Consider the following 12,251-nt stretch of genomic DNA (forward strand, 5'->3'; position numbering starts at 1 on the left):
TCTTTCTTATAAGAGGATGCTATTTTTTATTTTTCACTCCTCATTTCATATTTCCAAAATATAGTTTGTTTGAGAGTCCCACTATTGGAGAAAGATATACATAATAAGAAAAGGATTATATTTTCTTTTTTACATCTTGATTGTCAAACTGAGGGTGAATGTTATGATCAAGCGAGTATTTCAATACATTATTTTATTTTTAACAATTACTATGTACGCGTCATCTCATGCAGGAGCAACTACAATGATTCCTGCTGAACATCATCCAAATACTGAAACTACCTCTCCTATCCAAAAAATCGCGTACTTAACATTTGATGACGGACCAAACAAATATACTACGCAAATTTTAAACATCTTAAAAGAAAAGAACGGAAAAGCAACTTTCTTTGTTATTGGTGGAAAAGTGCCACATTATAAAAAAACAATGCAACGATTAATTAAAGACGGACATTATATCGGACTTCACAGTATGTCACACGATGTAAAACGCCTTTATACTGGTGATCCATCTGCTTTAATTACAGAAATGGAACAAACACAAACCATTGTTCAGCAAGTTACAAAATTAAATACACATCTCGTTCGTGTCCCGTACGGTAGTATGCCTTACTTAAAAAAGAATTACCGTGATGCACTTGTATCCGCCCAGTATAAAATGTGGGATTGGACAATCGATACATATGACTGGAAAAGCTATGACAATCCTTCTGCCATATTAGAAAGAGTACGTAATCAGAGCGATGAACAAGTCGAAGTGATTTTAATGCATGATTCGAGTGTAACCGTACAAATACTGCCACAAGTAATTGATTACTTACAGTCACAAGGATACAAACTTCTTCCCTATAATCCGTCTTCCCATCTCGAAGTGAACTTTTGGAAAGACACAAGATTGTAACAGCTTTAGTGCCTATATGCTAAAGCTGTTTTATTTTTCTCTTCCCACCCTTCCCATTTTTGTGTAAAATTTTAAATAGTGATGAAGTTTCGAGGTGAATAGAAATGAAACGAATAGATCTCATTTTTAACGCAATACAAGAAGGCAATTATACAGAAGGTGTAACCGCATCAGAACTCGCTACCCTGTTGCAACTAGATCGCGCTAATGTAAGTAGCGACTTAAACAAACTTGTAAAAGATAAACGTTTATTAAAAACAAATACGCGTCCTGTTCGTTTTTATATAGAAACGAACGCTTCATTGGAAACGCATTCAAAGGAAACAACTTCATTAGATACATTTGCAATTGAAAATACAAGCCTTAAAATCGCAATCGAAAAAGCGAAAGCTTCTATTCTCTATCCTCCAAACGGTATGCATACTTTGCTGCTAGGAGAAACAGGAGTCGGAAAATCTATGTTCGCTTCTTTAATGCACGAATATGCAATTGAAGTTGAACAGCTTCCTAAAAATGCACCATTTATCGTCTTTAACTGTGCTGATTATGCAAATAATCCACAGCTACTACTGGGGCAGTTATTTGGGATAAAAAAAGGAGCTTATACAGGGGCAAGTGATCAAAAAGGGTTAATTGAAAAAGCACATGAAGGGATCCTTTTCTTAGATGAAGTACATCGTCTTCCTCCAGAGGGACAAGAAATGCTTTTCACCTTTATTGACCGCGGGGTATACCGCCGCCTTGGAGAAACAGAAAACGAGCGTAAGGCACAAGTATTAATCATTACTGCAACAACAGAAGAACCAAATTCATTTTTATTAAAAACATTTACAAGACGTATACCGATGACCGTTACGCTGCCACCACTTCGTGAGCGTACACATAAAGAACGCTTTGCTTTACTGCAACTATTTTTCACAAATGAAGCAATCCGCCTCCGAAAAGAAATTCACGTTAGCCCGAATGCAATGCGTGCCTTCGTCTTTTACAATTGTCCCAATAACATCGGTCAATTAAAAACGGATGTACAAATTGCCTGTGCGAAAGCCTATTCTGACTTCGTGACAAAGAAACGTGATTCTGTCTATGTTTCAAGTACAGATTTACCTTGGTATATGAAAGAAGGACTATTCATTGAAAGAAAGAGCCGTCATCTATACCAAATACCAAATGAAACATTTGTATTTACGGGTAATGAAGGTTGGAGTAATCATAAAATAGAAAATGAAAAACAATCTTCTATATACGATTATATTGATTATAAATATGAAGAACTTCAAGCTCGCGGTATTGAAGAGGACGAATTAGAATTACTAATAGAAAATGATATTCAAAGCTTTTTCGTACAATATTTTAACCAAATTTCTAAAAAAACAAGTCATGAAAATGTTTTTAAAATTGTGGATCGTAATATCGTTTCCGTTTGCGAAAAAATTGCGGTACTTGCTGAGAAGCATTTATCTAAGACGTTTGATGAAAAAGTATTTCTCGCTTTAAGTTTACATGTACAGACAACTCTACAACGTTTGCAAGCTGGGAAACAAATTCATCACCCACAATTAAATCAAATTCGTACAAAATATAAAGAAGCTTTTTCCGTAGCGATGCAATGCATTCAACTACTGGAGGATGAATTACAAATAACAATGCCTATTGATGAAGCAGGCTTTTTAACAATGTTCTTCGTTGTTGATCCAATTCCTGCCTCACAAACAGAAGTAAAAGTATTAATATTAGCGCACGGTAACGGCATCGCAACAGAAATGGCAAACGTCGCAAACGAACTTCTCGGCATTGAGGAAGTAACCGGTATTGATATGCCGTTACATGAATCGCCGAAAGATTTCTTAGAGCGTGTGAAAGTGTATATGAAAACACTCCAAAATGTAAATGGACTTCTCTTACTCGTTGATATGGGCTCTCTCGCTTATATTGGGGATATATTAGAAACTGAGTTCAAGATCCCGGTACGTGTTCTTTCCATGACAAGCACTCCACATGCACTAGAAGCAGCTCGAAAAGCTCAGCTTGGCTACTCGTTAGATGCATTATATGAAACAGTGAAGAACTTAACACCGTTTTACTTAAACGTACAAGAAGAAAAGAAAAAACCACTATCACCAATGAAGTCTGTTATTTTGACAGCTTGTTTAACTGGTGAAGGCAGTGCTTTAGCTATTCAAAAAATGTTAGAGAACTATTTGCGATTTGACAAAGACTTAATTGAAATTATTCCGATTAGTATCGTCCATGAAAAAGATTTAACGAAAATGATTGAGAACATAAAAAAAGAGCGAAATATCATTTGTATCGTCACAAATTTCGATGTGCAGGTGCCATGCTTAACATATCATTTCCAAGACATTGTAAACTACACAGCGATTCAGCCAATTCAAGAATTAATTACGTATGAAGAAACATATGCAAAAATGGCTGATATTCTTGAACAACAAATGCAGCGGAACGACGGAGCATTACTTATTAAAACAATTCGTTACGCATTAAACACAATTCAAGAATTAATTTCCTTACAGCTAACTCCTGACAGCTTAATGGGTGTGATTCTGCATATGAGCTGTATGGTTGACCGTCTTCAAAAAGGAGAAAGCCTCCTCCCTCATCCGGATAAAGAGAAACGAAGACAAGATGAGTACTGGATGTATATGAAAGTGAAAAAAGCATTGCAACCGATTGAAAATACATTTGAAATACAAATACCTGATGACGAAGTGTTTTATGTCATGGACTTCTTCATTAAAAATCAGCCTGTAAAAAATTAATTGAGGCAGTTGTTTAACTATATCGACCGTAACGCGAATTATATCAGCAACTTTTCAAATATATCGATTTACCGGCAATAATCGCTACAATTTGCAACTTATAGCAGAAAAGGCTGTTCCAAAATATGGACAGCCTTTTTTCTACTTCTTTACTTTCCTAATTCTCCCCCTAATTTCGCCTTTCTTATTGGACTTCGTATAAACATTTACATATACATTTGCCTGAATGATTTCTTGAAGTAAGCTATCAAACGCTCGCCCCTGTAAAGGCCCTTCAAAATCTTCCACATTGACTACACCGGTCACGACTCCTTCACTTACACTAATACCTTGCTTTAACGGACCAAACAAATTTAAAATTACTGGACCAATTTGATCCGCTTTCCCTAAATGAATTTGGCATGATATAACTTTTTCGATGTTTTTCAATATGACCCGATATTGTAATTTCTTTAAATCATCACTAAATATAAACTCTGTTACACCATAAGCTTCTGTATTTACAGGAGGTATTTCCCTCTTACCTGTTAACCTCGCAAAGAAATGTGTTGTCATACGGGCATTCTCCTTATATAAATTTCCCAGCACTACTTCTACTACTTTATGGTTTATACATAATCATTTATGACTTTTTCAAGTTTTAATTACGAAGAAAAGATTCACACAATCTTTACATTAGAATCGTTCCTTTTGCTTTACTACCTCTTGTATAATGCACTTAGGAAAACATTCTCGGAGGTCATTTTGAAAAATAACAAATACACTTTTCGCACATTATTAGAGATTTTTCTCGTCTCATTTAAATTAGGACTTACTTCATTTGGTGGTCCTGTCGCCCATCTTGGCTATTTCCACCATGAATACATACAAAAAAGAAAATGGATGGATGAGAGAAGCTATGGAGATTTAGTAGCACTGTGCCAATTCCTTCCCGGTCCTGCTAGCAGTCAAGTCGGTATGGGGATTGGATTATTAAGGGGCGGGGTATTAGGAGCTATTATTTCATGGATCGGATTCACTTTACCGTCTGTGCTTGTTTTAGCTTTCTTCGCCTCGTTCCTGAATCAGTTTGATCTTGGAAGTACTGGCTGGATTCACGGGCTAAAACTTGTAGCAGTCGCCATTGTCGCTCATGCCATATGGGGAATGGCGCAAAAGTTAACGCCAGACCGAAATCGTGCGACGATTGCAATTGTAACTGCGGCAATCGCCTTATTATGGCCAAGTAGCTGGACACAAGTCATCCTCATTATAATATCGGGCTTTATCGGTTGGTTTTTATATCGTAACCAACCAATTAGCCAATCTCAAAATATAAAAGTACCTATTTCAAAAACGATAGCAGTCTCTTGTCTCGTCTTATTCTTCGGACTATTAATAGTGCTACCAATATTAAGACCTTTCTCTTATTACATCGCTTTATTTGACAGTTTCTATCGCTCTGGTGCACTTGTATTTGGAGGCGGACACGTCGTGCTGCCCCTTCTTGAAGGGGAGTTCATACAAAACGGAATGCTGACAAAAGAACAATTCCTAGCTGGATACGGATTAACACAAGCCGTACCAGGTCCACTATTTACATTCGCCTCTTATATAGGAGCAGTGTTAAACGGGGCGCTTGGGGCCATACTCGCAACAATTGCGATCTTTCTTCCTGCTTTCTTGCTCGTTATTGGTGTTTTACCATTTTGGGACAGTATGAGAAAAATCTCTTACATACAAGGCGCACTACTTGGAGTCAATGCAGCCGTTGTCGGTATTTTATTAGCAGCTTTTTATGATCCTATTTGGACAAGCACAATTATGAACGCTGTAGATTTTGTTTTTGCGTCTCTTCTATTTTGCTTGCTCGCTTTTTGGAAAACACCACCTTGGGTTATCGTTATACTCGGAGCCTTCGGCGGATATATTCTATCCATCTTGTAAGCGCAAAAAAACGACGGCATTATATAGCCGTCGTTTTTCTATTAAAACTTCACAAGTTCTATTCCTTCAGGCAACTCGCTCTCCGTTAAAATACGCAATTCTTTCACACGATCCATTACGTAAGAAGAACGCTTCACAAGCTCTGGATCAATATAAGCTGGATGAACCATAATTTCTACCGTTTGCTCACCTTGTACTCTTTCTTTTAACTTCACAAAGTAATCTTCCGTCACACCATCCGCGTAAAAGTCACTGTAAAACACATCTGAAAATGGGCGCACTGCTCGCTCTTTCTCACAACGACGAATCGGAACATTATATGTAGTCGCTAATCTCTCAAGAACATCGTGCAAAATTGGTAATCCATGCACGTGGTGATGACTATCTAAATGAGTTGGCGTTAATCCATAAGATAGGAATTTCTCAATTTGAGCAGTCCACTCTCTCTCAACTTCTTCTGGATTTATATTCCCTTTCCATACGACGCTTTGTTTATGAAACAATCCATCGCTACTTACAAGTGATGGTACATCTCCAAGAAGTGGTTTCCCTGCTGTTAATACGAGATGTACGCCTACTCCGAGTAGGTTATGCTCTTTCGCTAAGCGTACCGCATGCTCTGTCCCTGGCATATTCATCATCATCGTCGTTGAATTTACAAGTCCATTTATATGCCCATCAATAATGCCGTAATTTGTACCTTCTGTAAGACCGAAATCATCTGCATTTACAATTAACTTAATCATCGTAATACCTCCTAATAGAATAAAAAAAGCGGGCTAAATAGCGCCGCTTTATTTTTCTACCTTTTTGAAGAACTGTGGAAGATATTCTTTATGCGCTTCCAACATTTCATCTAAAATTTGTTTTGCAACTTTATCTGATGGTACAAGTGGATTAATTGTCATAGCAAGCAGCGCTTTATGATAATCCCCTGTAACAGCAGCTTCAATTGTTGTGCGCTCAAATGATTTAATTTGCTGTACTAAACCGCGAACTGGTACGGGAAGATCTCCAACTGCAATTGGTTTTGGACCTTCTTTCGTAATAATACAGTTCACTTCAACAGCCGAATCATGTGGTAAGCTTGCAATTGTTCCGTTGTTTCGTGTATTAACAGGCTGGATATCACCTTTATTATTGTAAATAGACGTAATTAAACTACATGCTGCGTCACTATAATAAGCGCCGCCACGTTTTTCTAATTGTGGTGGTTTAATATCTAAGTTCGGGTCTTTATATAACTCGAATAAATCATCTTCTAATTGTTTTACTACTTCTGCACGTGTACCTTTTTCAACTGAAGCTTCTTTCTCTTCTTCTAACATTTCACGTGTTTTGTAGTAATAACGATGGTATGGACATGGAATTGCACGAAGGCCGCGAATAAAGTCTGGCTCCCAGTTAAGCGCTGCAATATTTTCCATCGTAATTTGCTTTTCTGGATCTGTTACAAGCTCTAACACACGATCCATTACACTTACGCCATCCAAGTATACATCTAGTCCGTATACCATATGATTTAAACCTGCGAAATCAACGTGGACGCGACTTGCATCTACTTCAAGTAATCTTGCAAGACCCATGCGGATTCCGATTGGAACGTTACATAGACCAACTACTCTTTGAATATTTGTATAACGAAGGACAGCTTCTGTTACCATACCTGCTGGGTTCGCGAAGTTAATTAACCATGCATTTGGACAAAGCTCCTCCATATCCTTACAAATATCTAAAATAACAGGAATCGTTCTCAGCGCTTTGAATAAGCCACCAGGACCATTCGTTTCCTGACCGATTACATCATATTTTAACGGGATTGCTTCATCTTTTGCACGAGCTTCTAATAAACCTACGCGAAGCTGCGTTGTTACGAAGTCAGCACCTTTTAATGCTTCACGGCGATCAAGTGTTAAATGTACCTCGATTGGTAAACCAGATTTTTTCACCATACGTTTCGCTAAGTTACCAACGATTTCTAACTTTTCTTTTCCTGCCTCAATATCTACTAACCAAATTTCACGAACAGGAAGCTCATCATAACGCTTAATAAATCCTTCAATTAACTCTGGTGTATAACTAGATCCACCGCCGATTGTAGCAATTTTAATTCCAGTCATGCTTTATTCCCCTTTCGCTTCTAACTTTTTATAAAGGTCAATAAATTCTGCTGCTAACTCTTTTACTGTAATCGCATTCATTAAATGATCCTGTGCATGAATCAAAAGAACACTAATCTCTGTTTTTTCTCCTCTTGCTTCTGATTGTATGAGCTCTGTTTGGAAATGATGCGCTTCATTAATCGCTTCTTTCGCCTTTACCATCGCTTCATCAGCCTCTGCCATTTTCCCCTGTTTGGCAAATTGAAGTGCCTCCATTGCAAAGCTTCGTGCATTACCACTATTTAAAATTAATTGGAATGGAATTTGTTCTGCTGTAGTCATCATAATTACCGCCCTCTCTATTATGGTTCAACCGATTGAAATACCCCTTCAGTTTGAACATTTCTATTAAAATATTAATTTATGAATGATAGTTTGGTGTTCTTCTAGATGGGTCTCATCTTTTTGAACATGATATAAAGGTGATTGTTCTCACAGATAATGTTATCTGTGAGAACAATTACTATGTTACATAGGTACAGAGTTATTATTTCCTTGTGCTGCTGCTTTTTCAGTACGAACAACAGAACGGTCGCATAATACAACGAATGGATAGTAGATTACCATCGCAATTACAAAGTTGAATAACTGTAGAATTGCACCTGAAAGATGTCCACCTGTTACAAGATAACCACTAATAATTGGTGGTGTTGCCCATGGAATCATCACAACTGTTTTTGGTACCCATCCAATAGATATAGCTGTATAGGAAGTAATTACTAATACAATTGGTGTTACGATAAACGGTAAGAATAAAATCGGATTTAAAATAATTGGTGTACCAAAGATTACTGGTTCGTTAATGTTAAATGCACCAGGTCCAATTGATAAGCGAGATACACCGCGTAATTGTGCACTTTTTGCTACAAGTAATACCACTACTAAGAATGCTAATGTTGCACCAGAACCACCAAGATATACGAAAGTATCAAAGAATGGTTTTGTAATAATATTTGGAACATCAAATGCAGATGTACCACCTTGGAATAACTTCATATTTTTCTCTAATGCCGGTAAGTATAATGGCTCAATAATACCACCAACGATATTTGGCCCATGTAAACCGAAGAACCAAAGAAGATGAACAAGGATTACAATGACAATTGCACTTGGTAATGTCCCTGCTAAACTTTGCAGTGGTGATTGAATCGTATTAAAGATAAATTCATGAACACTTGTACCAGATAATTTCACCGCTAATTGAATACCTGCAACTACTGTTAAGATAACAAATGCTGGAACTATAGCTGCGAAAGATCTTAAAACTGCTGGTGGTACTCCATCAGGCATTTTAAACGTAATGTTTCTTTGTACAAAGAAACGGAATACCTCAGTAACAAGAAGTGCTACGATAATTGCTACGAATAGCCCTTGTGCACCTGTCCAAGCTAAGTTCAATCCGCCTTCTTTCGGTGTTGTTGGCGTAAGAATAATTAACGCACCAAATGAAATAATACCTGCTGACAAACCATCAACGCCGTAAGATTTTGCTAAGTTATAACTTGTTGTAAATGCTATGATTAGTGCTAGAATTGCGAAAGAACCAGTCCACATTCCACCGCCAACTTGTTTCCACGTTTCACCAAACAAACCTTTCATGAAATCTTGGAAAACTTCAGACGGAAAACCATTAATTAGTGATGCCAGTGCACCAACTAAAATAAGTGGCATAACTGCAATAAATCCATCACGGATCGCAGCTAAGTGACGTTGCGATCCGATTTTACCAGCGACAGGAACAATATACTTCTCCATAAATGCAATAAATTTTTGCATTTCGTCTTCCCCCCTAATTATTTTTTAAGTGTTAATGCGTGATCTAAAACTGCTTCTCCATTCATCATGCCGTAGTGCATTGGATTAATAACATCAATTCCAACATTTCTCTCATCAGCAAGCGTTTTCATTGAAGAAAGCATGTAACGAACTTGTGGTCCTAGTAATAATACATCTGCTTGATCGATATTTGTTTTTACTGCATCCCCAGATACAGCCCAAATCTTTCCTTCTAGACCGCGAGCTTTTGCAGCCGCTTCCATTTTTGTAACTAGTAAACTTGTAGACATCCCTGCTGAGCAACATAATAAAATATTCATTTGAAAATCCCCCTTGTGTAGTATAAAAAATTTATGTTTTATTTATTTTTCTTTACGCTATTTATTAATGCAATTAGCGTGCCAACTTTTTAAAACCACTAAAATCAGCACTTTTTCGACTGTTTTCTTTGTGTGTTAACGCTTTCAATTAGTGTGTCACCTAAAAAACACACAGTGTGTTATAAAACAACACGCTTTTAACACATAACTGTATGAAAATAGATTAGTGTTTAGTTGTCTAGTTGTGTTTAAAACAAAAAATACACTAAATAAATTTTTTAGCGAACAATAATTTATTATTTTTACCCACTATTTACTGAAATAAAAAAACCTTGCATACGCAAGGTTCATTCCGATACTGACATCTTCCTATATAATTCTACAAATTCACTCGCTAATTCCTTCACCGTAATCGCATTCATTAAATGATCTTGCGCGTGCACCATCAGAAGGGTAACTTCGGTCTTTTCACCAGCAGCTTCTTTCTGTATGAGCTCCGTTTGTACACGGTGCGCCTCTTTTAATTCCTCTAACGCTTCTTGTAATTTCGCTTCTGCTTCTGTAAATTCTCCACGCTTTGCGCAATCAATTGCTTCCATTGAACAACTTCGTGCATTTCCCCCATGCAAAATTAAATGAAAAGCCTTCGTTTCTATCGTATCCATTTTAGTTCTTTACTCCCCCTTTTCTTCCGCTAACTTTTGTTTATCCCATATTTTTAAGAACGGTAAATAAATGAAGAATGCTAGTGCAAAGTTAACGAGTTGCAAAATAACACCTGAAATTTTCCCGCCTGATCCTAAATATCCACTAAACAGAATCGGTGTCGTCCAAGGTACAGCAGCTCCGCTCGGACGGGCAACTAGCCCCCATTCCATCGCAAAGTAAGAAACAATCGTTAATACAACCGGAACCACTATAAATGGAATTAGTAACAATGGGTTCATGACAATTGGCATACCGAAAGTTACCATTTCATTAATGTTGAATATACCCGGTGCAATCGACAACCGACCTATACTTTTTAATTGCTGACTTCGCGCAAACAATAACATTCCGACAACTAAAGCTAATGTCGCACCAGAACCGCCCATATAAATCCATAAATCAAAAAACTGTGCGGTAATCGTATTCGGTACATCTTGACCCGCTTGAAAAGCAACTCGGTTTTGATCCATTAACGATAACCAAATCGGGCTCATTACACCACCAACAATTGCAGCACCATGAATTCCGCACGCCCAAAGGACATGGACAATGATAACTGCAATTACTGCACCCCAAAGACTAGCCCCCAGTATACTAAGCGGCTCTTGCAAAAGCTTCCCTACAACATTATGAATACTACCGAAAGTCGTGTGTTCAAAGATTAATCTAATGATCCAAACAACTGTCACAACAATAAACCCCGGAATAAGTGCTGCAAATGAACGCGTTACTGCTGGTGGAACTGTCTCAGGCATCTTTATAATCATCTTTTTCTGCACAATAAATCGGTATATTTCAGTAGATATAATTGCAATAATCATCGCTACAAATAAACCTTGGCTTCCCATTAATGCCGCTGGAATTACTCCATCTACCAGTATACTTTCTTTCGTACCCGGAACAATATATGCAACTTGAAAGGGAGTTGCAAGTAAAAATGTCACAAGCGACAATGCCCCAGATGCTAAAGCATCCACTTTATAATATTCCCCAAGCCTGTAAGCGATTCCAAAAACAGCTATTAAAGCCATTATATTAAAAGTTGCACTAACTGGATACCCCAAAGCCCTTTGCCAATTCTCCCCAAACAAACCTGCCATAAAATCATTATACCCTGGTATTGGTAGCGCACTAATGATAAGGAAAAATGATCCAATAATTAAGAAAGGCATCGTCAAAATAATTCCATCACGAATTGCTTGCAAATGCCTCTGCTCTGCAACCTTCCCTGCTACTGGCATTACATATTTCTCTAAAAACCGTATCATCTATCCCACTCTCCTCATGGTTTCATTAACAAAGCTGCTTGCAAGATAGCTTCTCCATTACAAAGCCCGTAATGGACGGATTGAATGACATCAACAGGGACTCCCTTCTCCTTACATAACTCTTTCATTTTCGGTAATAAATAACGTACTTGCGGTCCAAGTAAAAGTACATCAGCTTCATCTATGTGACTATTTACTTCAGAACCTGATACTGCCCAAATCTTTACATCAATCCCTTTTGCCTCTGCTGCTTTCTCCATTTTAGTAACAATTAAACTGGAAGACATTCCCGCTGCACAGCAAAGTAAAATATTCATCCCTTTTCCCTCCCCCTTTTTCCAAACCTAAGTTACGGTGCATCCTTTGCCACCACTAGGTTACAAATATATATGTCTAGATTTCCTGCTGTA

12 protein-coding genes are annotated in these 12,251 nt (G+C 37.6%); 3 read left to right on the top strand and 9 right to left on the bottom strand.

The features are described 5' to 3' along the window. Positions 1-163: 163 nt before the first annotated feature. Both ACHZK0_RS25325 and ACHZK0_RS25330 read left to right on the top strand, forming a co-directional pair. Positions 164-901 carry a polysaccharide deacetylase family protein gene (locus ACHZK0_RS25325; RefSeq protein WP_061679338.1) on the top strand — a complete coding sequence of 246 codons (738 nt, stop codon included), beginning with the start codon at positions 164-166 and terminating at the stop codon, positions 899-901. Between the two features lie 104 nt (positions 902-1,005). Further along, positions 1,006-3,681 carry a sigma 54-interacting transcriptional regulator gene (locus ACHZK0_RS25330; RefSeq protein WP_262740486.1) on the top strand — a complete coding sequence of 892 codons (2,676 nt, stop codon included), beginning with the start codon at positions 1,006-1,008 and terminating at the stop codon, positions 3,679-3,681. A gap of 141 nt (positions 3,682-3,822) precedes the next feature. Here ACHZK0_RS25330 and exsM read toward each other — a convergent pair whose 3' ends face one another. After that, positions 3,823-4,236, bottom strand: a complete 414-nt coding sequence (exsM, locus tag ACHZK0_RS25335) for an exosporium regulatory protein ExsM (RefSeq protein WP_262740485.1) — start codon at positions 4,234-4,236, stop codon at positions 3,823-3,825. 189 nt (positions 4,237-4,425) lie between these two features. Between exsM and ACHZK0_RS25340 the strand changes: the two genes are divergently transcribed. After that, positions 4,426-5,607: a chromate transporter gene (locus ACHZK0_RS25340; RefSeq protein WP_395761001.1), complete on the top strand. Its 1,182-nt coding sequence runs from the start codon at positions 4,426-4,428 to the stop codon at positions 5,605-5,607. A 41-nt stretch (positions 5,608-5,648) separates the two neighbouring features. Here the strand turns inward: ACHZK0_RS25340 and chbG are convergent, their stop codons facing one another. The 8 genes from chbG to ACHZK0_RS25380 form a co-directional block, all read right to left on the bottom strand. Further along, positions 5,649-6,353, bottom strand: coding sequence for a chitin disaccharide deacetylase (gene chbG, locus ACHZK0_RS25345; RefSeq protein WP_395761002.1), 705 nt, complete (start codon positions 6,351-6,353; stop codon positions 5,649-5,651). A 48-nt stretch (positions 6,354-6,401) separates the two neighbouring features. Further along, on the bottom strand, positions 6,402-7,727 hold the full coding sequence (gene celF, locus ACHZK0_RS25350) for a 6-phospho-beta-glucosidase (protein ID WP_000145768.1): 1,326 nt from the start codon (positions 7,725-7,727) through the stop codon (positions 6,402-6,404). A 3-nt stretch (positions 7,728-7,730) separates the two neighbouring features. Then, complete coding sequence (locus tag ACHZK0_RS25355) at positions 7,731-8,054, bottom strand: PTS lactose/cellobiose transporter subunit IIA (protein ID WP_000989050.1); 324 nt, start codon at positions 8,052-8,054, stop codon at positions 7,731-7,733. A 183-nt stretch (positions 8,055-8,237) separates the two neighbouring features. After that, complete coding sequence (gene celB / locus ACHZK0_RS25360; RefSeq protein WP_262740482.1) at positions 8,238-9,545, bottom strand: PTS cellobiose transporter subunit IIC; 1,308 nt, start codon at positions 9,543-9,545, stop codon at positions 8,238-8,240. A 17-nt stretch (positions 9,546-9,562) separates the two neighbouring features. Next, entirely contained in the window at positions 9,563-9,865 is a 303-nt protein-coding gene (locus tag ACHZK0_RS25365; protein ID WP_001023569.1) for a PTS sugar transporter subunit IIB, read from the bottom strand. Between the two features lie 347 nt (positions 9,866-10,212). Further along, the gene (locus ACHZK0_RS25370; RefSeq protein WP_073517121.1) at positions 10,213-10,530 is read right to left on the bottom strand and encodes a PTS lactose/cellobiose transporter subunit IIA; all 318 of its coding nucleotides are present in this window, start codon (positions 10,528-10,530) and stop codon (positions 10,213-10,215) included. A gap of 9 nt (positions 10,531-10,539) precedes the next feature. Continuing rightward, the gene (gene celB, locus ACHZK0_RS25375) at positions 10,540-11,841 is read right to left on the bottom strand and encodes a PTS cellobiose transporter subunit IIC (protein ID WP_061679348.1); all 1,302 of its coding nucleotides are present in this window, start codon (positions 11,839-11,841) and stop codon (positions 10,540-10,542) included. Positions 11,842-11,855: 14 nt separating this feature from the next. Next, on the bottom strand, positions 11,856-12,158 hold the full coding sequence (locus tag ACHZK0_RS25380; protein ID WP_262740481.1) for a PTS sugar transporter subunit IIB: 303 nt from the start codon (positions 12,156-12,158) through the stop codon (positions 11,856-11,858). Positions 12,159-12,251: the final 93 nt, after the last annotated feature.

Origin of the sequence: Bacillus sp. 3G2, from assembly GCF_044324725.1 — a bacterium.
GTDB lineage: Bacteria > Bacillota > Bacilli > Bacillales > Bacillaceae_G > Bacillus_A > Bacillus_A mobilis.